Here is a 23,169-nt window from a genome sequence, read left to right as displayed (position 1 = left end):
GTCTGCCAGTTTCGCGGCTCCGGGATTCGGTGAGGTTCCGAGTAGTCCTCGATTCGGTTACGGGCGTTTCGCCGCGGCCGGGTTGGAGCGATTCTGTTGCGTAGGTCACGATGCGCATGGTGTTCTGAAAAAACACTGTGTGAGATGTCAGCGCCGACAGCTCGCCTGGGCTCGGTCCGGTCGTGATTCGGCGCGCCAGTTGTGAGGTAGGTGCGCGATGACGGCCAGAGACGGCGAGCCCGGCGTGGTGATGAATCCCAGGGGACCCAGTGCGCAATCGCGCTTACTGCTGGCCACCTGTATGGGCGTGGTCCGGCCGGTGCTGCGCACCCTCCCGGTCACCAAGGCGACCATTCCCCTCGGCGCGGCCACCGTCGACGGGCTGGCGAGGTTGCGTCCCCGGCCGCACGGCATCGACCGGGAGCAGGTCACGCTGCACCGCATGCGCTTGGAGATCATCCGTCCGGCGGGGGCGTCGCGCGCGCTGCGCCACGGTGCGGTGCTCTACATGCACGGCGGCGGCTTCGCGATCTGCAACACCCGCAGCCACCGCCCGGTCGCGGCGAGCCTGGCCCGCCGCACCGGCTTGCCCGTGATCAACGTCGAGTACCGCCAGTTGCCCCGCACGCGGATCAGCGACTCGGTGGGAGACTGCCTGGCGGCCTACCGCTGGCTGCTGCGCCATGGCGCGGACCCGGCGCGCATCGTCTTCGCGGGTGATTCGGCGGGCGGGTACCTCACCTTCGCGACCGCGCTGCTGGCCCTGGAGTCGGGGCTGCCCGCGCCGGCCGGGCTGGTGGGCTTGAGCCCGTTGCTGGACCTGGACTACGGGGCGAAGCGCGATTACGTCAACGTCGCGCGGGATCCCTACATCCCGCTGTCGGCGCTGGAAGCCGTGGTGCGCATCGGCGCGGAGGTCGACGGGGCGCTCGATCCGATTCTGTCGCCGGTCAACGCGGTGCTGTCCGCGCTTCCTCCGGTGCTGCTGATCGCCGCGGAGGACGAGGTGCTGCGCTTCGACTCGGAATTGATGGCGCAGCGGCTCACCGCGGCGGGCGTGCCGAACGCGCTGGAACTGTGGCGCGGCCAGGTACACGCCTTCATGAGCATCGCGCCGAATCTGCCGGAGAGCAGGGCGGCGCTGGCGCGGGTCGCCCGGTTCGTGCGGGCCCGCATCGCGGACGACCAGCAGGCGCGGACGGCTTGACCGTCCGGCCTTTCCAGGCGAGCCTCGCCCCGCACTCGGCCGGGACGGGGCTCGCGTCCTGTGCGGGTTTTCAGCTATTCCGCGCCGGCCCGCGCTGGACGCAATTGATTCCACCTGAGAGTTATTCGCTCTTGATAGTGCAGGTCAGCACCCGGCGAAGTTTCTAAGTTCCATATTGTTCAGTATTTGTTCACTTCGCGGCCGTCGACGGAATAATGGAGGCCCCGCTCGGCGCGAACGCGCGAGCGGGGCCTCCGATGGATTCAGTTGTGTGCGTTCGGCCGCGGATTACTTCGGGGCGTTGAACGGCTGGTTGATGGTGGTGAAGTACTGGATCGCGGCGCCGATGGCGACCGGGGCGGTGATCAGCAGCTGGCCCGCCAGGGTGCCCAGGGCGCCGACGGCGATGATGCCGCCGAGGCAGCCGATGGCCGCGGCCGGGATGAACGCGCCGAACAGGCCGACGATGGCCGCGGAGGCGACGGTCGCGCCCGCGATGCCGCCGAGCACGCAACCGACGGCGCCGCCGCCGATGCCGCCGACCAGGGTGCCGATGGTGGCGCCGGTGGAGATGGTGTCCTTCATGCGGTTGAAGGCGGCCTGCTCACGGTCGTACTCGCTCTTCCAGGGCGCCTTGTCCTCGAAAGGCAGGGCGACCGGCTTGTAGGTCGCGTGCGCCATGTCGAACTGCGGGGTCAGGGTGGCGGTGCGGTCCGCGATCTCGGCAGCGATCGGGAACTCGAAGTCGTCCACCCGGAAGGTCAGCGGCATGCCGGTGAGCACGTCACCGTTGGCGGCCTTGACCTTGAACGTGCCGTCCTCGACGACCATGGAACCGGCATCGGTCGTGATGATGGACTGGGTGTCGGTCGCGTGCGCGGTGAAGTTCACCGCGCCGTCGGCCTCGGAGGCCGGAGCCGCGTTGACGGTGCCGGCGGTGACGCCGAGAGCGGCGATCAGCAGCGCCGACGTCGCGGCGAATTTCCTCATCAGCATTTTGTTTGGAACCTCTATTGAAGCGTTCGGAGGGGACTAGACGAGCAAAATCTAGAGCAGCTAACGCGTGGTGAACCCTTTGTGACTGTTTATTCAAATTTTGTTCACCGTCGTGACCCACGGCGTGGTGGGGTCGCGGAAATAGGGGTGCTGACCGGCCTTTTCGATAGCGAACAAATCCGGGAGTTCCAAACGCTGGGAAGTCAATGAGACGAACGTCACAGATCGGAACCATGGAGATCGGTTAGACGACACCGCGTTTCGAGTCCGTCGCCCGGGCGGCGTGGCCCCACGTACAGTCATGGGGTGCGATTGCTCGTCACCGGTGGCGCCGGTTTCATCGGCGCGAACTTCGTCCAGCAGACCGTGTCCGACCACCCGGATACGTCCGTCACCGTCCTCGACGCCCTGACCTATGCCGGGAACCGGGCCTCCCTCGACCCGGTGGCCGACCGCATCGAGTTCGTGCACGGCGACATCGCCGACCTCGGCCTGGTGGACGACCTGGTCGGCCGCGCCGACGCGGTGGTGCACTTCGCCGCGGAGTCGCACAACGACAACTCCCTCGCCGAGCCGTGGCCGTTCGTGCAGACCAATATCGTCGGCACCTACTCCCTGCTCCAGGCCGTGCGCAGGCACGACGTGCGCTACCACCATGTCTCCACCGACGAGGTGTACGGCGACCTCGCCCCGGACGACCCGGCCTTCACCGAGACCACCCCGTACAACCCGTCCAGCCCGTACTCGGCCACCAAGGCATCGAGCGATCTGCTGGTGCGCGCGTGGACCCGCTCGTTCGGCGTGCGCGCCACCATCTCCAACTGCAGTAACAATTACGGCCCCTACCAGCACGTGGAGAAATTCATCCCGCGCCAGATCACCAATCTGATCGATGGGGTGCGCCCCCGGCTCTACGGGGCCGGACATCAGGTGCGCGACTGGATCCACGTCCACGACCACAATCGCGCCGTATGGGAGATCCTGCACCGGGGCCGGATCGGGCAGACCTACCTGATCGGCGCCGACGGTCAACTCGACAACAAGTCGGTGGTGCGGATGATCCTCGCGGAGTTCGGCCGCGACCCCGAGGACTTCGACCACGTGACCGACCGGCCCGGCCACGACCAGCGCTACGCGATCGACGCGACGCTGCTGCGTTCCGAACTCGATTGGCGCCCCCGTTACGCGGACTTCCGCGCCGGACTCGCGGCGACGATCCAGTGGTACCGGGACAACGAATCCTGGTGGCGTCCGCACAAAGCCGCTACCGAGCGGGCCTACGCCGACGCGGGCGAGCGGACGCTGAGCGCGACGGGAGACTGAAGCCGCGCGACGCGCCGCTCAGCCCCAGACGATGGTGTAGTACTTCGCCGCCGCCGCGACCAGCGCCACGGTCGTCGCCACCAGCACCGTGACGGCCGGGCCCACCGACGGTGTCTTTCCGGTGGCGTCGGTCAGCCGCAACGGCAGCCAGCGCAGCAGCACCGCCAGCGTGACGATCGCCAGCGGAACGAAGTAGCGGCCCTGGACGCCGTCGATGATGTAGTAGCCGACCGGCGTGAAGGACATGTAGAGCGTCACGTAGATCATCGCGACGCTCGCGGCCATGGTGAGCGCGACGATCAGGGTGCGGCGGAAAGCCGGTGCGGTCATCCGCTCCGCGACGCCGATGCTCACCGCGAACGCCAGCAGGCAGGCCAGCATGGACAGGGCGGGCACGTCGACGTAGGCGAAGCCGAGTTCGCCGAAGAACTGGCTGAACCAGCGCTGGTCGCGCAGGGCGATGCTCTCGCCGAACACGTGCGCGAACTCCGGCGGATCCCGCAGGATGCCGCTGAGCTGGTCGCCCGGCCGCACCGAATGCCACTGGTGCGGGGGCCGCATCAGGCCCATGCCGTCGCCGGTCGGCGCGGCGATCTTCATCCACACCGCGAACGCCAGCGCTCCGGCCGCCGCGAAGACCCACGGAATCCAGCGCCGCCATCCGCTGAACCCGAACCGATCGGCGGGCACCAGGGCGACCAGCAGCGCGAGCAGCACGTAGGTGGGCTTGCTCACCGGCAGCAGGATCGTCGCGCCCAGCAGCGCGCCGATCTCGGCCCGGTTCAGGCGCTCGCCGAGGAACACGGCCTTCACCAGCAGCGCCGAGACCAGGATGGCCAGTGCGTTGGTCATGGTGTCCGCGGTGACCGTCCCCGCCTGGAACACCGCGATCGGCAGCACGGCGACGGTGAACGCCAGCCACTGCACCCGGTGCGCGCGCAAGGCGTACAGGCCGAATCCGACCACGGCGAGGTAGGCCGCCAGCCCGGCGAACCGGGTGAGCAGCAGCAGGCCGCCCACGTTCAGTCCGAAGAGCTCGCCGAGGCGGATGCCGATGGCGGCCGGGATGTAGGGCACCGGCGAGTACGCCGCGGTGTTGGTGAACCACACCGGTTCGGTGGCGTCCGAGACCGCGGCGCCGGTCAATTGGTCGTAGCGCGCCGGGTCGGCCACCATGGGGTCCGGCTCTTCGGGGTTGGTGGTGTAGTCCCGCAGGGCGTAGCCCATCAGCTCGGTGATGCTGGCCGGGACGTCTCCGCCGTAGGCGATGCCGCGATCGTCGTGGATCCGCTGCGGCAGGAATCCGCCGTGGGCGACCTGGTAGGCGCGACCGAACTGGGTGATCTCGTCATGTCCCCAGAACGGCGGGGCCAGAACGGTGAACAGCGCGCCGAAGATGGTCGCGAGCAGCGTGAAGGCGATCGTCGCCGCGCCCAAGCGCGTCACCACGCGCGCCGCCCGGCCTTTCGCGGACCGGTCCGAGCCGTTGGCCGCCTCTTCGGCGTCCAACGCGGGAAGCGGTGCGGTGTCGGTCGCGGGTAGCGGTGCGGTGTCCGATGGCTCGACCGGATTCTCTTCCGGCGTGGCGGTTCGATCCGCCGAGGTCGTCACCGTTCGGCTCCGCCGTTGCCGTGCGGGTCCTCCGCACCCACCGCGTGGTAGCGCAGGTAGACCAGGCGCGCGGCCTCGTGCCTGGAGCGCCGGATGCCGTCGAGGATCAGGCCCGCGGTCCACGCGAGGCTGCCCAGCAGCAGCAAGGTGAAGCCGAGGAACAGCGTCGGGAACCGCGGCACCGTGTGGCTGTTGTAGAACTCCACGATGATCGGGATGGTCAGGATGATCGAGACCAGCCAGCTCAGCGTGCCGAACAGGCCGTAGAACGCGACCGGCCGCTCGTGGCGGGCCAGTCCGATGATCAAGGCGAGGATCTTGAAGCCGTCGTGATAGGTGCGCAGCTTGCTCTCGCTGCCAGCGGGACGGTCGCGGAAGCCGACCGGCACCGCGGTCTGCGGCACCCGTAGGTGCAGGGAATGCACCGTGAGCTCGGTCTCGATCTCGAATTCGCGGGACACCGCGGGGAAGCTCTTCACGAAGCGGCGGGAGAACACCCGGAAGCCGGAGAGCATGTCCTCGACGTTCTCGCCGAACACCTTCCCGACCACGCCGTTGAGCACCTTGTTGCCGGTCTCGTGCCCAGCGCGGTAGGCCGAGGCGCCCTCGTCCTGCTTGCGCACGCCGAGCACATGGTCGTAGGGGCCGTCGAGCAGCGTCTTGATCATCATCGGCGCGGCGGACGCCTCGTAGGTGTCGTCGCCGTCGATCATCAAGTACACGTCGGCCTCGATGTCGGCGAAGGCGCGGCGCACCACATTGCCCTTGCCCTTGGTGTTCTCGTACCGCACGATCGCTCCGGCCTCGCGGGCGCGCTCGGCGGTCTTGTCCGTGCTCAGATTGTCGTAGACGTAGACGACGATTCCCGGCACGGCGGCCTGCAGATCGGCCACGACCTTGGCGACCGAGGCCTCTTCGTTGTGACACGGAACCACGGCGGCAATACGGAGCTCGGTGGAGTCCACCCGGGTCAATCCTCGCGATCGGTGAATGTGGGAACACGGGGAGGGTACAGGGAACTCACAGCTTGCGCGTGGCCGACCTCACCGTCCGCGGGAGCGGAATTTCCCCGCGCGGGGGCTCGGGTGTTCCTGCGGTACCGTCGGGCCGTGCCATCCAGTGAGTCCACCGCGCCAGCGGGCGAGCCAGTGACGCAGGAGACCGGAGCGGTCGTCGGCAAGGTGCTGAGCGCGCTGCGCCGAGGCGGGGCCTTCCTGGTGGTCGGCGCCGTCGGCTTCCTGGTCGACGCGGGCACGTACAACCTCCTGGTCTTCTGGGGTGGCGAGGGCGTGCTCTATCACTACCCACTGCCTGCCAAGATCATCGCGATCGCGGTGGCGACGGTGGTGACCTATTTCGGCAACAAATGGTGGACCTTCGCGCACAAACAGACCGACAACCCCGGGCGCGAGTACCTGTTGTACGCCGTGTTCAACGTGATCGCGATCGGCCTGCAACTCGGTTGTCTCGGCTTCTCCCGCTACGTGCTCGACCTGTCGAGCCCGCTGTCGGACAACATCTCCGGTACGTTGATCGGGCAGATCGTGGCCGTGATTTTCCGGTACTGGGCCTACGACAAGTTCGTCTTCACCGGAGCGCGCGCGGGCGATGGCGGTGCCACCGACAACGAATCGGCGAACGTTTAGCAATGCTTCGTGCACACGTCGGCGTGGCTGTACGGCGGGCAACCGCACAGGGCGGTTGATATCCTCACCCCCGCCGTGAAGGCATCGAGGGGCGTGTCTGTCCCGTCCGGCACAATGAGAATTTCGAGGATTTCATGGATCAGTCGGCTATCGAGGCCGTTACCGAAACAAACGATCGCTCGACGGCCGCTGAGGCGCCTGCCGCGCTGCGCGCCGACCATCGGGCGCCGGACCGGCTCGTGCTCCAGCGCGGTATCTTCACCGGTCCTTCGGCGAAGGTGAGCGACGAGTTGTACGCCGTCGTGAAGGGTGGCGCGCACCGCGACCGCCAGACCCTGCGCTTGGACAAGGGCGCGAGCGCGCACACAAACACCTACTTCGGCCGGTTCGCCGCCAGCTACTGGCAGCGTTGGACCACGGTCACCGAGGTGCGGGTCACCATGGTGCTCGACGTCGCCGCCAAGGCGAACATCCGCCTGGTGGCCTCCGACATCGCGGGTCACCGCAGGATCATCGACACCCAGCGGGTCGCCGCGAGCGGTTCGGTCACCCTGACCGCCCCGCTCGACCAATACGTCGACGGCGGCGCCCTGTGGCTGGAGTTCGACGCCGTCGGCGGCGCGCTCGGCATCGCGGAGCTGGCCTGGAGCGCCGTCGCGCCGGAACGCGTCCGCCCGGTCGCCATCGCGATCTGCACCTTCAACCGGGCCGCCGACTGCGCCGAGACGGTCGCGGCGCTGTCCTCCGATCCGACCGTGCTGGCCGCCATCGACGCGGTGTACGTCGTCGATCAGGGCACCGATCTGGTGGAGAACCGGCCGCGCTACCAGGAGGTCGCGCCGGTCTTCGGCGAGAAGCTGCGCTACCTGCGTCAGCCGAACCTCGGCGGCGCGGGCGGCTTCACCCGTGGGCTATACGAGGTGTCGGCGGTCAACGAGCACGCCGACGTCATCCTGATGGACGACGACATCCTGTGCGAACCGGAGACGGTGCTGCGCCTGAACGCGTTCGCCAACCTGACGGTCGAGCCAACTCTGGTCGGCGCGCAGATGTTGTTCCTGCTCAACCCCGATTACCTCAACGTCGGCGCCGAGGAGGTGCACCTGAACCGGCTGCGGCACGGCCAGAAGGTGCCCAAGGCGCTGCGCAACACCAGCATGCTGAAGAAGAACCAGGAGCGCCGCGTCGACGCCGGCTACAACGCCTGGTGGACCTGCCTCATCCCGGCCGAGGTGGTCGCGAAGATCGGCCTGCCGATCCCGATCTTCTTCCAGTGGGACGACGTGGAATACGGCATCCGGGCGCGCGAGCACGGTTTCGTCACCGTCACGCTGCCCAACGCCGCGGTCTGGCACGCGGACTTCTACTGGAAGGACTACGACGACTGGGCGCGCTACTTCAGCACCCGCAACTCGCTGATCGTCGGCTCGCTGCACACCGAGCTGGACGGTAAGGACATCGCGGGCAGGCTGTTCCGTGAGATGGCCGAGCAGTTGGTCGCGATGCAATACGGCTTGGTGCACACCACGCTGCAAGGCATCGAAGACTTCTTGAAAGGCCCGAAGGTGCTGCACGACGGCGGGATCGAAGCGCTGGCCGCCGCGCGCAGCAGCCGGGCGGACTACCCGGAGACGATCAAGCATCCGGCCGCGACCCCGCCGGTCCGCTCGGCGGACATCCAGCTGCGCCGTGCCGGTGGCGAACCCAGTCGCGCGAAATTGGTCTTGATCAAGCGCGCGATCAATCAGTGGCTCGGCCGCACCCAGCACGGCATCATCGGCGTCACCAGGGAAGACGCCTACTGGTGGCATGTCTCGCTGTTCGACCACGTGGTGGTCACCGACGCCTCGCAATCCGGCGTCCGTGTGCGTCAGCGCGACAAGGCCCGCGCGCTGCGATTGCTGCGTCGCATGGTGCGTGTGCTGCGGCGCTTGCGCCGGGAGCTGCCCGCCCTGCAGGCGCAGTACCGCGCCGCCATGCCCGAGCTGACCAGCCGCGAGAACTGGGAGCGGTTGTACGGGATCGAGAAGTCCGGCGCTCCGCGCGCCTGATCCGAGTGCCCCCGAAACCGCGTTGACCGGTTCCGGGGGCATGCCCGTATCTTGCGCGCGTCAGAGAAAGAGGTCGGTGGTCAATTCGCCGTCGCCGGGGGTGACGCGGTACTTGTCCAGGTCGGTGATGCCGTGCGCGGCCAGGACCTCGTCGTCGATGAAGAAGTTGCCGCTGGTCTCCTTGCCGGGCGAGGTCAGCACCAGGTAGGCGGCGTCGGCGTAGATGTCGGGGGTGCGGGAGGTGGAGATCATCTCCTCGCCGCCGAGCAGGTTCTTCACCGCCGCGGTGGCGATCGTGGTGCGCGGCCACAGCGAGTTGACGCCGATGCCGTCGCCCTTGAGTTCCTCGGCCAGCCCCAGCGTGGTCAGCGACATGCCGTACTTGGCGATGGTGTAGCCCAGCGCCATGCCTGCCCACTTGGGGTCCAGGTTGAGCGGCGGGGACAGCGTCAGGATGTGCGGGTTGCGCCCCGCCTTCGCCGATTCGCGCAGATGCGGGATGCTCAGTTTGGACAGCAGGAAGCTGCCCCTGCAGTTGATGTCCTGCATCAGGTCGTACTTCTTCATCGGCAGCGCGTCGGTGGGGGACAGGTCGATCGCGGAGGCGTTGTTCACCACGATGTCGATGCCGCCGAACCGCTCGACCGTCCGGCGCACGGCCTCGGCCACCGACTCGTCGACGCGGACGTCGCCCACGAACGGCAGCACCTGCCCGCCGGCCGCCTCGAGTTCCGCGGCGGCGGTGTGGATGGTGCCGGGCAGCTTGGGATGCGGCTGATCGGTCTTCGCGATCAGGGTGATGTTCGCGCCGTCGGCCGCGGCCCGCTTGGCGATCTCCAGCCCGATGCCGCGACTGCCGCCGGACATGATCATCGTCCGACCGGCTAGCGGCTTGGATCCCGGTTCCGTCATCTGACCTGCTCCTTCGTTTCCGCCGCAGGCAGCAGCCCGCGGCTGTACGCGCTTGCAGACCAATCGTAAACCCGCTCTCTATGCAACCAGTTGCATAGCAGGTGTGAAGAGAGGGCACCGGCGCGCCGGTGCCCTCTCTCGGTTCAGGCCGTCGCGGCGATCAGCACGATGTTCAGCAGGAACATCAGGCCGACCAGGGCCCACACGATGTACAGGAACAGCATGCCCGGCGCCTTCTGCGGAACCGGCCCGATCGCGCCGTTGAGGAAGATCACCACCGGCGCCTTGTAGTAGAACCGGGTGGCCTGCCCCTCGGCGATCGGCACGGTCACGTTGGCCGGACCCATGTCGAACAACCAGGGGGTGGTGACCCGGACGTGGTACTGGCCGGGGCCGACCGGAATGTGGTTCGCGCCCCAGCGGGTGTTGGGCACCCGCTGCCCGTTGACCAAGATCTTCGGCTTGGTCAGCGCGAGCATGAACGTCCAGAGCGAATACGAGGCATCGATGGTGATGCCAGGCGGATCGGCGGGCGCGCCGTAGCCCTGCGGACCGTACGGTTGCGGCTGACCGTACGGTTGCGGCTGGCCATACGGCGGCTGCCCGTAGGGCTGCGGCTGCCCGTACTGCGGTGCCTGCTGGCCGAATTGGGGCGCAGGCTGCCCGTACGGCGGCTGGCCCGGCTGCGGTTGGGCGAGGTGCGGTTGACTCGGATGCTGCCCCGCGGGCGGCGCGTACTGCGCGGGCGCCTGCGGCGGCGGGTACTGGCCGACTGGCGGCTGCTGACCGAATGTCGGCTGTCCGGGCCATTGGCCGGGCTGCTGACCGGGTGGCGGGTACCCGCCGGGCTGACTCATCTATCCCTCCCAGATAGCGAACGATGCGAGGGGCACCCTACCGTGCCCCCGCTCGATCAGCGTCGCGAGTTCCGTTCCCGGAACATCTTGCGGTGGTGCTTGGTGATGTCCCGCCAGGCTCGCTCGCGTTCGGCTCGCAGCCGCTTGTCGGTGCGCGCCAGCATCCACTCGTTCTCCCGCGCCAGCTTGTCGTAGCTGTCGAGCCTGCGCTGGGTGAGTTCGCCGTTGTCGATCGCCTCCCGCACGGCGCACCCCGGTTCGCCGTGGTGAGCGCAGTCGCCGAAACGGCACTGCGCGGCAAGGGTTTCGATGTCGCTGAAGGTCTTCTCGATGCCTTCGCCCGCGTCCCACAGTCCGATGCCGCGCAGCCCGGGGGTGTCGATCAGGGTGCCGCCGCCGGGCAGCGGGCGCAGCTCCCGGTGCACCGTGGTGTGCCTGCCTTTCTTGTCGGTGTCGCGGACCGCGTTGGTGGCGAAGACCTCCGCGCCGAGCAGCGCGTTGGCGAGGGTGGACTTCCCAGCGCCGGAGGGTCCGAGCAGCGCGACGGTGCCGTCGAGCAGCGCCGTGAGCACGTCGAGCCCGAGGCCGGTGCTCGCGCTCACCTCGAGCACGGCTGCGCCAGGTGCCGCGGCGCGGACCTGGGCGAGCGGAAGGTCTTCGGCCGCGTCGGCCTTGGTGAGCAGCACGATCGGCTGGGCGTTGCTCTCCCAGACGAGCGCGAGCATGCGTTCGATGCGGCCGAGATCCACGTCGCCGTCGGCGGCGGTGCAGATCAGCACGGTGTCGACATTGGCGGCGAGCACTTGGCCATGCGATCGGCCGGATGCGGAGGACCGCGTGATCGCCGACCGGCGCGGCAGCAACCGGCGCACCGCGGAGCCGGCATCGATGGTCACCCAGTCGCCGGTGCACAGTCCGCCGACCTCGGAATCGGGGCGCGGGCAACGGGCGCGGGTGAGCCCGTTCGGCGTGGCGACGTCGCATTCACTGCGATCCATCCGGATCACACGCGCGGGCACACAGTCTTCCTCGATCATCGAGGCGTAATGCGAGGCAACGGCTTCGGTCCAGCCGTAAGGGACGAGAAGGTCGTGGTCGACCATGATGGAAGGAATCCTTCGTCGGGCGCCGAACCCGACGGAGGGTTCAGCGAGCGGAGAATGAGGGGGAGTTTCGTGTGGCGGCATGACGGACGTCAGCGCGCCTGAGCACGGCAACCCGAACGTTCCTCGTCACGGTCCACACCTCCTTACCTCTCTCGCAGTCCCCATCACCTTCGCATCCGCCCCCCGCCGCTCGCAACCGAATTTCGGGCCTCGCGCATCGAGCCGATGCGCTACCCGGCCTCAGTCCGGTTTGCCGAACTGCTCGTGCCGGCCGAGGGAGCGCAGGTGGAACCATTCGCGCAGGCCCGCCGGGTCGCGGCGGGTGACGAGGAAGAACCAGGAAAAGCGAATCCACTCCTGCGGCAGCAGCTTTCGCATACCGGGCTGAGACATCAGGTAGCCGCGATTGCGGTAGGTGAAATAGCGCTTCACCGGATCGTCGGGGTATTGCGTGTGCATCCGCCCGCCGAGAATCGGCTTGAACTCGGCGGCGCCGTTGGGATGCAGATACGCCGTCTGCAGGCAGGTGCCGAACGGCAGCCCCGAGCGCACCAGCCTGCGATGCACCTCCACCTCGTCACCGCGCACGAACAGGCGCAGGTCGGGCACGCCGATCACGTCCACCGCCTGCGCGGAGATCAGCGCGCCATTGAACAGCGAGGCGATGCCGGGGAGGAAATCGTCGTCGCCGAGTTCCGAGCGCAGCCTGCGCCAGACCACGCCGCGGCGCAGCGGGAAGGCGAGACGGTCGGGCTCGTCGATATCGCAGACCACCGGTGAGACCTCGACCAAACCGTGCCGGCTCGCGCAGTCCAGCAGCGTGGACAACACGTCGGGGCCTTCGGGTCTGCCGTCGTCGTCGGCCAGCCACACCCAGTCCGCGCCGATGCTCAACGCGTGCAGCATGCCGAGCGCGAACCCGCCCGCGCCGCCGAGATTGTGCGCCGAGCCCAGGTAGGTGGACTCCACCGGTTGGTCGCGCACCAGATCGGCGACCTCGGATTCGTTGCCGTTGTCCACCACGATCAGGTGATCCACCGGCCGGGTCTGCGAGGTGACGACTTTCAGCGACTCGGCGAGCAGTTCGCGGCGCTTGTGCGTGACCACGACGGCCACGATGCGCTGCTGTGCGTTCGGCTCCGCCGCTACGGACTTCGCGGCGAGTTCGACGACATCCTCCGGCACGGAGCCGATCCGGGCCTGCGCCCCTTCGTCGATCGGGGTGTCCTGCCCGGTCGGCTCACTCATGCTGCGGCCTTTCCTGCATGAGCGGGGCGCTGCGTGGTTACGCTTCGCTGCCGCCTCCGGGCCTGACCGCTCATGCTGTGTCGGTTTGTCGCATGAGCGGGGCGCTGCGTGGTTACGCTTCGCTGCCGCCTCCGGGCCTGACCGCTCATGCTGTGTCGGTTGTCGGCATGAGCGGGGCCCTGCGTGGTTACGCTTCGCTGCCGCCTCCGGGCCTGACCGCTCATGCCTGGTTCCGCTCCAATTCTCGGTCGTCCGACTTCTCGGCCCGTTCGGCTTCCATCTCGCGCAGCACGGTCGCGACGTGATTCCCCGCCTCCGGCCCCTCATAGGCTCGCACCACTTCTTCGATGCCGCCACGCAACCGGATCTGGCCGTGGTCGATCCACAGCGCCGTATCGCACAGCTGCGCAAGGAATTCGTTGGAATGGCTGGCGAAGACCAGGATGCCCGAACGCGCCACCAGCGACTGCAACCGCTTGCGGGCCTTCTTCATGAATTCCGCGTCGACCGCACCGATGCCCTCGTCGAGCAGCAGGATCTCCGGATCGATCGAAGTGACCACGCCCATCGCGAGACGCACCCGCATACCGGTGGAATAGGTGCGCAGCGGCATGGACAGGTATTCGCCGAGCTCGGTGAAATCCGCGATCTCATCGATCTTCGACAGCATCTGCTTGCGAGTCTGCCCGAGGAACAGCCCCCGGATGATGATGTTCTCGTACCCGGAGATCTCCGGATCCATGCCGACGCCGAGGTCGAACACCGGCGCCACCCGTCCGCGGATGCGCGCGCTGCCGCGCGAGGGCTCGTAGATCCCCGAAAGCAGGCGCAGCAGCGTCGATTTGCCCGCGCCGTTGTGCCCGACCAAGCCGACCCGGTCGCCCTCTTTCAGCGACAGGTTGATGTCCCGCAGGGCCTCGACCACGACGACGTCGGATTTGTTGCGTCCGATCGCGCCGCCCGCCTTGCCGAGGAACGCCTTTTTCAACGACCGCGATTTGGCGTCGAAGATCGGGAATTCGACCCAGGCCTCCTGGGTCTCGATACTCACACGACTCATCGGGGCGCTCCTATACCCAGTACGGTACGCGCGAACGGAACTGCTTCATGGCGAGGATCGCCACGATCCAGCCCAGCAGGGTGATCACGCCGACCACCACCCAGTGCCGCGGTTCCTGCGGTTCGCCGAGCAGGGGCGCCCGGACGATTTCGAGATAGTGGAACGTCGGCACGAGTTCGGCCAGCTTCGCGCGGTCGCCGTTGCCCATCTGCGATTGCAGCGTCTTGGTCGTCCACATGACCGGGGTCAGCACGAACAGCATGAGTGTTGTGCTGCCGAGAATCGGCGCGATGTCGCGGTAACGCGTGCTGAAGATGCCGAACACGATCGACACCCACATCGAATTCAGGAAGATCAGCGCGATCGCCGGAATCGCCATGAGGCTGGCCACCCCGAGATGGCGCCACACCCCGAACGCGGCGAGCATCACCAGGTAGATGACCATGTTGTGGGCGAAGAACAGCAGTTGCCGCCACACCAACCGGTAGACGTGCACGCTCAGCGCCGAGGGAAGCTGCTTGATCAGGCCCTCGTTGGCGATGAAGACCTCCGAACCCTCCAGGATGCTCGCGCTGATCACATTCCAGATGATCAGCCCGACCGTCACGTACGGCAGGTACTCGCGCAGCGGCTGGCCGAGCAGCGCCGCGTACAGCACACCCATCGCGACGGCCTGCAAGCCGGTGGCGATGGTGATCCAGAACGGCCCCAGCACCGAGCGGCGGTAGCGCTGCTTGATGTCCTGCCAGCCGAGCGACAGCCACAACTCCCGCTGGGCGAAGCCGCCTGCGAAGTCCTGGAACGCGCGCCGGAACGTCTGCGAGTCGGGCACGATCTTCGCCTCGGTGGCACCGGCGTGCAGGGTCTGCGTCTCCGGTGCGGCCGCGCTCACCGCGGCCTCCGGTGCGTCGTCGCCGGACGGACCCGTGTGCTCGCCCGATGGGGTCGGCGAGCTGTCATCTGAACGCGCTTGGTCATCGGAACCAACTGAGCTCTCTTCAGGACGCACCGCACCCGGTTCGGAGACCGAGTCGGAGCGAGCGGCAGCGGCGGGCACGGTGCACGAGACTACCCCGGCGGCTTCCCGCCCACGTGTGGCACACGCGCGTCGCCGGTCTCACAGGTACTGGCCGGAACCGCCGGTGACGTGACCGGCTTGGCCGCCGCGCGGGTCGGCGGCATTGAGTCCGGGCGGCAGCGCGCCCTGACGCATCTGCTCGAGCTGCGCGCGGGCGGCCATCTGCTGGGCGAACAGCGCGGTCTGGATGCCGTGGAACAGGCCCTCCAGCCAGCCGACCAGCTGGGCCTGCGCGATCCGCAGCTCGGCGTCGGAAGGTACGGCGTCGTCGGTGAACGGCAGGGTGAGCCGCTCGAGCTCGTCGCGCAGTTCGGGGGCCAGGCCCTGCTCCAGCTCACGCACCGAGGACGTGTGGATCTCCTTGAGGCGATTGCGGCTGGCCTCGTCCAGCGGAGCGGCGCGCACTTCCTCGAGCAGCTGCTTGATCATGGTGCCGATCCGCATGACCTTCGCGGGCTGCTCGACCATGTCGGCGAGCGACTCGCCGGCGTCGTCCCGGTCGTCCTTCTTGTCCTTGTTATCGTCGGTCACCACCTGCGCGGTGAAGGGCGCCTCCGATCCGGCAGCGGCGGGGATGGCCAACGGCCTGCCGTCGGGTCCGACAACGACGATGTGGTCCGGTGCCTCGTCCGAGTGCGTCATGGTCCCTATCATGTCGTGTTCGCTCGGAACGCGCTAAGCCGGTGCTCCGCGGGCGGGCGCACCGGGCAGGGTGCGGCGCGTGTCGCCGGTACGCACCGCCGTGCGAGCCGGCGTTCTATTCTGTTCGGGTCGTGTGGTTCGGATTTGTCGAAAGTCGGTCGCCATGCTGAGTCCCAGGTCGCTGTGCTCTCGCCACGATGTGGAGGGGAACGCGGTTACACAGGCTCGCCCGCTGCCCTTAGAGTGGCCAGCATGACTTACGACGTCGCGCGGGTTCGGGGCCTGATACCGTCCCTGGGCGACGGCTGGATCCATCTCGACCCGCAAGCGGGGATGCTGGTCCCGGACGCGGTATCCCGAGCGGTTTCCACGGGTTTTCGAACCTCTTCTTTCTCCCATATCGGCCGAACCGCCGCGGCCGTGCGCAGCGCGGCGATTCTGGACGCGGCTCGCGAAGCCGTGGCGGACCTGGTCGGCGGCGACCCGGCGGGTGTCGTGCTCGGCCCCGACCGCGCGGTGCTGCTGGCCTGGCTCGCCGAATCCCTGAGTTCCCGTCTCGGCCTCGGCACCGGCATCGTGCTCTCCCGGCTGGACGACGAGGCCAACGTCGCGCCGTGGCTGCGCATCGCCAACCGCTACGGCGCGCACGTGCGCTGGGCGGAGGTGGAGATCGAGACCTGCGAGATGCCGTCCTGGCAGTTCGAAGAGCTGATCGGACCGACGGCGCGCCTGGTCGCGCTCACCGCGGCCTCGCCCATCGTCGGCTCGGCGCCCGCGGTGCGAGTGGCCGCGGACCGGGTGCACGAGGTGGGCGGCCTGCTGGTGGCGGACGCGTTCGGCGCCGCGCCCTACGCGCTGATCGACATCGAGGAACTGAACGCCGACGTCGTCGCGCTGAGCGCCCCGGCATGGGGCGGTCCGCAGATCGGCGCGCTGGTCTTCCGCGACCCCGCGTTCCTGGACCGGATCCCGTCCATGTCGCTCAACCCCTACGCCAAGGGCGCCGAGCGGCTCGAGGTCGGCGGGCACCAGTACGCGTTGCTCGCCGGCCTGACCACCTCGATCGACTTCCTGGCCGGGCTGGACGAGCGGGCGCACGGCACCCGGCGCGAGCGGCTGGAGATGTCGATCACCTCGTTGCAGGACTACCACGACCAGCTGTTCGAGCACTTGATGAGCGTGCTCGACTCGATCCCCAGTCTCACCGTGATCGGCCGTGCGTCCACCCGCATTCCCACGGTCAGCTTCACCCTCGCTGGCATGCAGGCGGAGAAGGTCGCGGCGAAGCTCGCCGACAACCGGATCGGCACGGTGAGCGGCGTGCACGGCGGCAGCAGGCTGCTGGACGCGCTCGGCGTCAACGACGAGGGCGGCGCGGTGACCATCGGCCTCGCGCCCTACACCACCAAGTTCGAGATCGATCAGCTCGGCAGGGCGCTGCTGGCGCTGGAGTGAGCGCCGCTCACAGGTCGGCCACTCGCAGCACCACCTTGCCGAACACCTCGCCGGAATCCAGCAGCCGGTGTGCTTCGGCGGCCTCTTCGATCGGCACTTCGGCCGCGATGACGGGCGCCACCGTGCCGTCGGCGATCAACGGCCACAGCTGCTTGCGCACCTCGGCCACGATCTCGGCTTTGCTGCCCGGGCCGGTCGCGGGCCGCGCGCGCACGTTGGTCGCGTGGACCGTGCCCCATTTGCGCAGCAGCACGCCCAGGTTCAGTTCGGCGGTCACCCCGCCCTGCATGCCGATCACCACGAGGTGGCCGTGCTCGGCCAGCGCGTCGACGTTGCGTCCCAGGTAGGCCGCGCCCATGTTGTCGAGGATGACGTCCGCGCCCGAGCGCTCGGCGCGCACGGCGGCGACGAAGTCGTCCTGCTTGTAGTTGATCAGCACGTCCGCCCCGAGCTCCGCGCAGCGCGCCAGCTTCTCTGCCGATCCAGCGGTCACCGCGACGCGCGCGCCGATGGTTTTGGCGACCTGGATGGCATGCGTGCCGATCCCGCTGCCGCCGCCGTGGATCAGCACCAGCTGACCGGCCCGCAGACCCGCCGTCATCACCAAGTTCGACCACACGGTGGCCGCCACCTCCGGCAGCCCGGCAGCGGCCCCGATATCGAGACCGTCCGGGACCGGAAGCACCTGGGTGGCGGGCACTACGACCCGCTCGGCATAGCCGCCGCCGGACAGCAGCGCGCATACGCGGTCGCCGACCGCCCAGTCGCGTACTCCGTCGCCGATTCCGGCGATCACGCCGGAGCATTCCAGGCCGAGCAGCGGGCTGGCGCCCGGCGGGGGCGGATAGAAACCCTGACGTTGCAACAGGTCGGCCCGGTTGACGCCCGCGGCGGCCACCTCGATGAGCACTTCCCCGTGTCCCGGTTTCGGTTCCGGCACCTCGGACAAGACCATGACCTCGGGACCGCCGGCACCGTTCAGATCAATCGCGCGCACCGTGCCATAGTGCTCCGCGCGGACCGACACCCGCGCGCTGGCCCCCCGAGCCGGCGTTTCCGGACCGATCCGGCAAGCGGCCTGCGGTGACCGGCGTCACGGACTACCGTTCGGTTGGTGAGTGGCGGCTTCATCGATTTCCAGAACGAGATCTACCTCGGCGGCCTGGGTGGCGTGACACCCGAATTGCCCATGACCGCAGCGGGTTTGGAGTCGCTGGCGCAGCAACGGCTGGATCCGGCCGCGTTCGCCTACGTGGCGGGCAGCGCCTCGGCGGAACGCACCGCCGCGGCAAATCGGTCCGCCTTCGACCGCTACCGCATCCTGCCCCGGATGCTGCGCGGCTCCACCGGCCCCGGCGCGCGGGACCTGTCCGTCGAGGTGCTCGGAACGAGATTGGCCGCACCCGTGCTCACCGCGCCGATCGGCGTCCTGGAACTCCTGCACGAAGACGGCGAGGTGATCGTCGCCGAGGTGACGAAGGAACTCGGCATCGGCACGGTGCTGTCCACCGCCGCTTCCTCGACCATCGAGGACGTCGGCGCGGCGGCGGGGCCGTGGTGGTACCAGCTGTACTGGCCCGCGGACGAGGAACTGGCCTGCTCTTTCGTCCGGCGCGCCGAGCGGGCCGGTGCTTCGGCGATCGTGGTCACCGTGGACACTCCGGTCCTGGGGTGGCGGCCGCGCGACCTGGAACAGGCGCACCTGCCGTTCCTGCACGGCAAGGGCATCGCCAACTATCTGTCCGATCCGGTGTTCCGTGCCAAGCTGCCCGCCGCGCCGGAGGAGAGCGAGGAGGCGATGCGCGCGGCCGTCCTCACCTGGGTGGGACTGTTCGGCAATCACGCGCTACGGCTCGCCGACCTCGCGCTGCTGCGAGAATGGACCGACCTTCCGATCGCGGTGAAGGGCATCCTGCACCCTGACGACGCCCGCCAGGCGGTGGACGCGGGCGCCGACGCGGTCGTGGTGAGCAATCACGGCGGCCGCCAGGTGGACGGCTCGATCGCGGCGCTGGACGCGCTGCCCGCGGTGGTGGCCACCATCGGCGACCGCGCCGACGTGCTGTTCGACTCCGGGCTGCGCACCGGGTCCGACGTGCTGGTCGCGCTGGCTCTGGGCGCGAAGGCGGTGTTGTACGGGCGGCCGTGGGCCTACGGACTCGGCCTGGCGGGCGCCGCGGGTGTAACGCACGCGCTGCGCACGTTGCTCGCCGATTTCGACTCCGCGCTCGGCCTCGCCGGGTGCACGAACCCGGCCGCGGTGAACCGCGCACTGCTGTCCACGGTGCGCTGACCTGCGAGAGTTGCCCATTTCCGCAGTTCGCCGCGCATAGAATGACCACCGTGCATCCCGAACCGAGCGGTCGCGTCGTGGCCGAGCCGCGCTGGCTCACCCCGGCCCAGCAGCGCGCATGGCGCGCCTACATGGACGGCCATCAGCGCCTGATGACGGCACTGAATCGTCAGCTGCAACGTGACAGCGACCTGACCGTCGCCGAATACCGGATCCTCGTCCTGCTCTCCGAAGCGCCCGACCGCTCGTTGCGGATGAGCGAGCTGGCCGACGGCGTGCTGTCCTCGCGCAGCAAGCTGACCCATCAGATCCGGCGGCTGGAGGCGCAGCAGATGGTCCGCCGCAACACCTGCCTCGAAGACGGCCGCGGCGTGCTGGCCGAACTCACCGACGAGGGCCTGCGCCGCCTGCAAGCCGCCGCGCCAGGACACGTCGAGGCCGTCCGCAGCCATTTCATCGATCTACTCGCCCCGGCCCAGCTCGAGGTGATCGCCGACGTCTTCGGCCGCGTCGACGAGGAAATCGGCAAGCACTCCGGCTGAGCCGTCCGCTACGATCAGGTCCCTGGAGACGTGGCAGAGCGGCCGAATGCACTCGCCTTGAAAGCGAGCGTCGCGAGAGCGACCGGGGGTTCAAATCCCTCCGTCTCCGCTCCACTCGCTGGGTGAGCCATGCTCATGGAGCATGAGCCGGGGCTCGTTTCGCAATGTTTTGTGGGGGTGCAACCCCCGCACCCCGCCCGGCGGGCTTCGCCCCCGGACCCCCGCTTATGGTCGGGCCGCTCGCCGTTGGGCTTCCCGCTGGTGGTCGGGCCACCTGCTGGTTGTTGTACTTCCGCTGGGGTCGGTTTGCCTGCTGGTGGTTGGGCTTGCCCGCTGATGGGTGGCACTTGCCGATGGCTGGGCCTTTGGCCGGCAGTCGAGTCACTTCCGATGGCCCGGCCGCTGGTCTGCGGTGCGGTCACCTGCCGATGGCCGGGCCTTCTGTCGTCAGGACTTTCGCTGATGGGTGGGCCGAATATGGTTCGGCACCGTTCGCTTCGAATCCGCGCTGGTTACAGGGCCGCGTCGGTGCGGAAGTCCCTGCGGACGAAGTTGGGGCGGATGTCCAGGTCGGGTGGGTCGTAGTAGCGGTGGAAGGTGGGGGTCAGGCCGGAGGAGATCGGCGGGTTGATCCAGGACCAGTCGGTGGGGCAGGGGCGGCCTGCGGCCTCCTCGCGCTTCACGTGATCGCAGAACTGTTTGGCGACGGTGTGGTGGTCGACGATGTACACGCCCGCCTTGCGGAAGCTGTGCAGCACCGCGCGGTTGAGTTCGACCAGGGCCTGATCGCGCCAGAGGTTGCGCTCCGCCCTGGTGTCCAGGCACATCATCTCCGCGATCAGCGGGAGCATGTTGTAGCGGTTGGCGTCGCTGAGATTGCGCGCGCCGATCTCAGCGCCCAGATACCAGCCGTTGAACGGCGCGAACGGATAGGTCATGCCGCCGACCTCGAGATTCATGTTCGACACCGCGGGCAGCGCGTGCCAGCGCAGGCCCAGACCGGCGAACCACTCGAACTCCGGGTGCTCGAGGTGCACCTCGCGTGCGAGCTCGGGCGGAATGTCGAACCAGCGAATCGGCTCGTCCGGCGTACTGATCAGCAGCGGGAGGATGTCGAAAGGCGTTCCGGCGCCGCGCCACCCGAGCTTCATGGCGAACTCGGTGAGTTCGACGTTGGCGGCGTCACCGGTGACCGTGCCGTCCCCGTTGCGGTAGCCCGCGTAGCGGATGATCTGCGGGCTGACGATGCGGAACTCGCGCCCGTCCGGTTGCCGCGGCGGCCCGACGGTGATCATCGACTGGATGGCGCCATTGTTGGTCGCCATGTGCAGGTGCTGCCAGCAGACCTCGGCCAGGTCGCGCGCCGAGCGGACCCGACGGGCATCGAGCAGTTTCAACGAGCGCCAATGCTTGCGGCCCACGCAGCGAGCGTGGTTGCGCCAGGCGAGTTTGGCTCCGATCAGGATCTCCTCGGCGGTCTGGAGATACGAGCCGGTTTGTTCGAGCTGCTCCAGTGCGCAGCGGCGGCGCTGCGCGCTCAGGTGCGCCAATTCGGGCAGCCGGAAGAACTCGTCACACTCCCGCATCCGGCGGTCCAGATCAGCTGAAAAAGACTTCGTATCCGATACGTTTTCGATCGAGACGGGTGACACTGGATTCACGGTGTTCTCCGGTCGGGCATGAGTGCTGCGGTGGAACAGACGAATCGAGCAGAGAATTCGCGCGGAGCGCGCAGCGGCCGACGCTTTCGTCGCGGAAACCGCCCAGGATAGATGCCACGAAATAGCTTTGCGTCGAGACCGACTCAGAGGATGCCGGGACCGTCGCGGCTGCGAACCGGGCGGCCGGTCTGTGCGGCGCGGCGAAGCGCAGTGCCGTGACCTCGCCGCCGATAGCGTTGATGCGCGATCATGCCCGTCCTAGTTCGATACCCGGAAAAGGCCCGGCGCTCAGCGTACGGCGGGTGTGCTGACGGTGTGCCACGATTTGCTGGATTTGCTGGATCGCCCGGAGAAGCGGACTCGTGCCGGTGCGGTCGAGTATCGTTGACAGGTCGTCGTTTCGGGGGTCGAGGGGTTCACTCGTGCGCAGTGTCATCGGAATGACCGTCACCGTCGTCGCCCTGCACGCCCTCGGCTGGGGGACGCTTCTGCTGTTCGTCGCGCCGAACCACTATGTGATCGACGGATCGGTCTTCGGCGTCGGCCTCGGGGTGACGGCGTACACGCTCGGCATGCGGCACGCGTTCGACGCCGACCACATCGCCGCCATCGACAACACCACGCGAAAATTGGTGGCGGAGAGCGGCAAGCGGAAGGTCCAGACGGTGGGCTTGTGGTTCGCGCTCGGCCATTCCACCGTGGTGTTCGCGCTCGTGGCGTTGCTCGCGTTCGGGGTGCGGGCGCTGGCGTCCAGCTTGGAAGACGAGGATTCGGCCCTGCAACGCTGGACCGGCCTGTGGGGCACCAGCGTCTCGGGCACGTTCCTGATCCTGATCGGTCTGCTCAATCTGGCCTCGCTGGTGGGGATCTGGCGGGTATTCCGGCAGATGCGCCGCGGCGAATTCGACGAGGCGCAGCTGGAACGGCAGCTCGACAGCCGGGGCCTGCTCAACCGGGCGCTGCGGCCGGTGCTCGGCCTCGTCCGCAGGCCGAGGCACATGTATCCGGTGGGCGTGCTGTTCGGCCTCGGTTTCGACACTGTCACCGAGGTCGGTCTGCTCGTGATCGCGGGCGGCGCGGCGGCGACCGGCCTGCCCTGGTATTCGATCCTGGTGCTGCCCGTGCTGTTCTCGGCGGGCATGGCGCTGTTCGACTCGCTGGACGGATCGTTCATGAGCTTCGCCTACGACTGGGCCTTCGCGAAACCGGTGCGCAAGATCTACTACAACCTGGTGATCACCGGCCTGTCGGTGGCGGTGGCGCTGTTGATCGGCGGGCAGGAGATCGTCTCCATCTTCGCCGAGCGGTTGGAGGTCGAATCGGGCGTCGTCGCCTGGATCGGGAACCTCGACCTGGGCGATCTCGGGTACATCATCGTCGGGCTGTTCGTGCTCACCTGGGCGATCGCCGTCGCGGTGTGGCGTTTCGCCGGAGTGGAGCGGCGCTGGCAGGACGGTCTGGCCGCACGGTGAGTTCTCGGA

At 68.3% G+C, this 23,169-nt stretch carries 20 protein-coding genes and 1 tRNA gene; 9 read left to right on the top strand and 12 right to left on the bottom strand.

Features of this window, described 5'->3' with window-relative positions; genetic code table 11:
- The first annotated feature begins 217 nt into the window (after positions 1-217).
- Positions 218-1,207 (top strand): alpha/beta hydrolase, encoded by a 990-nt coding sequence (locus tag ACH49X_RS08345; RefSeq protein ID WP_195079721.1) that lies wholly within the window; start codon positions 218-220, stop codon positions 1,205-1,207.
- 288 nt (positions 1,208-1,495) lie between these two features.
- On the opposite strand, the gene ACH49X_RS08340 is transcribed toward ACH49X_RS08345, so the two are convergent.
- On the bottom strand, positions 1,496-2,203 hold the full coding sequence (locus ACH49X_RS08340; protein WP_195079722.1) for a hypothetical protein: 708 nt from the start codon (positions 2,201-2,203) through the stop codon (positions 1,496-1,498).
- 306 nt (positions 2,204-2,509) lie between these two features.
- On the opposite strand from ACH49X_RS08340, the gene rfbB reads away from it, so the two are divergent.
- Positions 2,510-3,526: a dTDP-glucose 4,6-dehydratase gene (gene rfbB / locus ACH49X_RS08335; protein ID WP_195079723.1), complete on the top strand. Its 1,017-nt coding sequence runs from the start codon at positions 2,510-2,512 to the stop codon at positions 3,524-3,526.
- An 18-nt stretch (positions 3,527-3,544) separates the two neighbouring features.
- Here rfbB and ACH49X_RS08330 read toward each other — a convergent pair whose 3' ends face one another.
- Both ACH49X_RS08330 and ACH49X_RS08325 read right to left on the bottom strand, forming a co-directional pair.
- The gene (locus ACH49X_RS08330; RefSeq protein WP_195079724.1) at positions 3,545-5,137 is read right to left on the bottom strand and encodes a DUF2142 domain-containing protein; all 1,593 of its coding nucleotides are present in this window, start codon (positions 5,135-5,137) and stop codon (positions 3,545-3,547) included.
- A complete protein-coding gene (locus tag ACH49X_RS08325) occupies positions 5,134-6,102 on the bottom strand; it encodes a glycosyltransferase (RefSeq protein ID WP_195079725.1) in 969 nt (322 codons plus the stop codon). Before ACH49X_RS08325 ends, ACH49X_RS08330 begins: the two co-directional genes overlap by 4 nt.
- 144 nt (positions 6,103-6,246) lie before the next feature.
- Here ACH49X_RS08325 and ACH49X_RS08320 point away from each other — a divergent pair, with 144 nt between their 5' ends.
- Positions 6,247-6,783 (top strand): GtrA family protein, encoded by a 537-nt coding sequence (locus ACH49X_RS08320; protein WP_195079726.1) that lies wholly within the window; start codon positions 6,247-6,249, stop codon positions 6,781-6,783.
- Between the two features lie 134 nt (positions 6,784-6,917).
- Positions 6,918-8,834 carry a glycosyltransferase gene (locus tag ACH49X_RS08315; RefSeq protein WP_195079727.1) on the top strand — a complete coding sequence of 639 codons (1,917 nt, stop codon included), beginning with the start codon at positions 6,918-6,920 and terminating at the stop codon, positions 8,832-8,834.
- A gap of 60 nt (positions 8,835-8,894) precedes the next feature.
- Here ACH49X_RS08315 and ACH49X_RS08310 read toward each other — a convergent pair whose 3' ends face one another.
- The 7 genes from ACH49X_RS08310 to ACH49X_RS08280 all read right to left on the bottom strand — a co-directional run bounded on the left by ACH49X_RS08310 (position 8,895) and on the right by ACH49X_RS08280 (position 15,737).
- Positions 8,895-9,746, bottom strand: a complete 852-nt coding sequence (locus ACH49X_RS08310; RefSeq protein WP_357108735.1) for an NAD(P)-dependent oxidoreductase — start codon at positions 9,744-9,746, stop codon at positions 8,895-8,897.
- A gap of 143 nt (positions 9,747-9,889) precedes the next feature.
- Positions 9,890-10,603, bottom strand: a complete 714-nt coding sequence (locus tag ACH49X_RS08305) for a hypothetical protein (protein ID WP_357207063.1) — start codon at positions 10,601-10,603, stop codon at positions 9,890-9,892.
- Between the two features lie 56 nt (positions 10,604-10,659).
- Positions 10,660-11,706, bottom strand: a complete 1,047-nt coding sequence (gene rsgA / locus ACH49X_RS08300; protein WP_357207061.1) for a ribosome small subunit-dependent GTPase A — start codon at positions 11,704-11,706, stop codon at positions 10,660-10,662.
- 243 nt (positions 11,707-11,949) lie between these two features.
- Positions 11,950-12,957 (bottom strand): glycosyltransferase family 2 protein, encoded by a 1,008-nt coding sequence (locus ACH49X_RS08295; RefSeq protein WP_323124459.1) that lies wholly within the window; start codon positions 12,955-12,957, stop codon positions 11,950-11,952.
- A 220-nt stretch (positions 12,958-13,177) separates the two neighbouring features.
- Positions 13,178-14,017: an ABC transporter ATP-binding protein gene (locus ACH49X_RS08290; protein ID WP_195079730.1), complete on the bottom strand. Its 840-nt coding sequence runs from the start codon at positions 14,015-14,017 to the stop codon at positions 13,178-13,180.
- Between the two features lie 10 nt (positions 14,018-14,027).
- Complete coding sequence (locus ACH49X_RS08285) at positions 14,028-14,909, bottom strand: ABC transporter permease (protein ID WP_195079731.1); 882 nt, start codon at positions 14,907-14,909, stop codon at positions 14,028-14,030.
- A gap of 225 nt (positions 14,910-15,134) precedes the next feature.
- Positions 15,135-15,737: a bacterial proteasome activator family protein gene (locus tag ACH49X_RS08280; RefSeq protein ID WP_195079732.1), complete on the bottom strand. Its 603-nt coding sequence runs from the start codon at positions 15,735-15,737 to the stop codon at positions 15,135-15,137.
- 252 nt (positions 15,738-15,989) lie between these two features.
- Between ACH49X_RS08280 and ACH49X_RS08275 the strand changes: the two genes are divergently transcribed.
- Positions 15,990-17,192, top strand: a complete 1,203-nt coding sequence (locus tag ACH49X_RS08275) for a cysteine desulfurase-like protein (RefSeq protein ID WP_195079733.1) — start codon at positions 15,990-15,992, stop codon at positions 17,190-17,192.
- 7 nt (positions 17,193-17,199) lie between these two features.
- Here ACH49X_RS08275 and ACH49X_RS08270 read toward each other — a convergent pair whose 3' ends face one another.
- On the bottom strand, positions 17,200-18,189 hold the full coding sequence (locus tag ACH49X_RS08270) for an NAD(P)H-quinone oxidoreductase (protein ID WP_195079734.1): 990 nt from the start codon (positions 18,187-18,189) through the stop codon (positions 17,200-17,202).
- A gap of 117 nt (positions 18,190-18,306) precedes the next feature.
- Here ACH49X_RS08270 and ACH49X_RS08265 point away from each other — a divergent pair, with 117 nt between their 5' ends.
- From ACH49X_RS08265 to ACH49X_RS08255, 3 genes are all read left to right on the top strand, one after another.
- Positions 18,307-19,485, top strand: coding sequence for an alpha-hydroxy-acid oxidizing protein (locus ACH49X_RS08265; protein WP_323124460.1), 1,179 nt, complete (start codon positions 18,307-18,309; stop codon positions 19,483-19,485).
- 41 nt (positions 19,486-19,526) lie between these two features.
- On the top strand, positions 19,527-20,027 hold the full coding sequence (locus ACH49X_RS08260; protein WP_397069289.1) for a MarR family winged helix-turn-helix transcriptional regulator: 501 nt from the start codon (positions 19,527-19,529) through the stop codon (positions 20,025-20,027).
- A 24-nt stretch (positions 20,028-20,051) separates the two neighbouring features.
- Positions 20,052-20,136, top strand: a tRNA-Ser gene (locus ACH49X_RS08255).
- A gap of 403 nt (positions 20,137-20,539) precedes the next feature.
- On the opposite strand, the gene ACH49X_RS08250 is transcribed toward ACH49X_RS08255, so the two are convergent.
- Positions 20,540-21,613 (bottom strand): nitric oxide synthase oxygenase, encoded by a 1,074-nt coding sequence (locus tag ACH49X_RS08250; protein ID WP_195043765.1) that lies wholly within the window; start codon positions 21,611-21,613, stop codon positions 20,540-20,542.
- A gap of 515 nt (positions 21,614-22,128) precedes the next feature.
- Between ACH49X_RS08250 and ACH49X_RS08245 the strand changes: the two genes are divergently transcribed.
- Positions 22,129-23,160 (top strand): HoxN/HupN/NixA family nickel/cobalt transporter, encoded by a 1,032-nt coding sequence (locus ACH49X_RS08245; RefSeq protein WP_357207058.1) that lies wholly within the window; start codon positions 22,129-22,131, stop codon positions 23,158-23,160.
- The last annotated feature ends 9 nt before the right edge of the window (positions 23,161-23,169 follow it).

The sequence above is a fragment of the Nocardia sp. NPDC019323 genome (genome assembly GCF_044389845.1).
GTDB classification, from domain to species: domain Bacteria; phylum Actinomycetota; class Actinomycetes; order Mycobacteriales; family Mycobacteriaceae; genus Nocardia; species Nocardia implantans.
The sequence above is the reverse complement of the archived record's forward strand: the minus strand, read 5'-3'. Positions and strand labels throughout refer to the sequence as shown.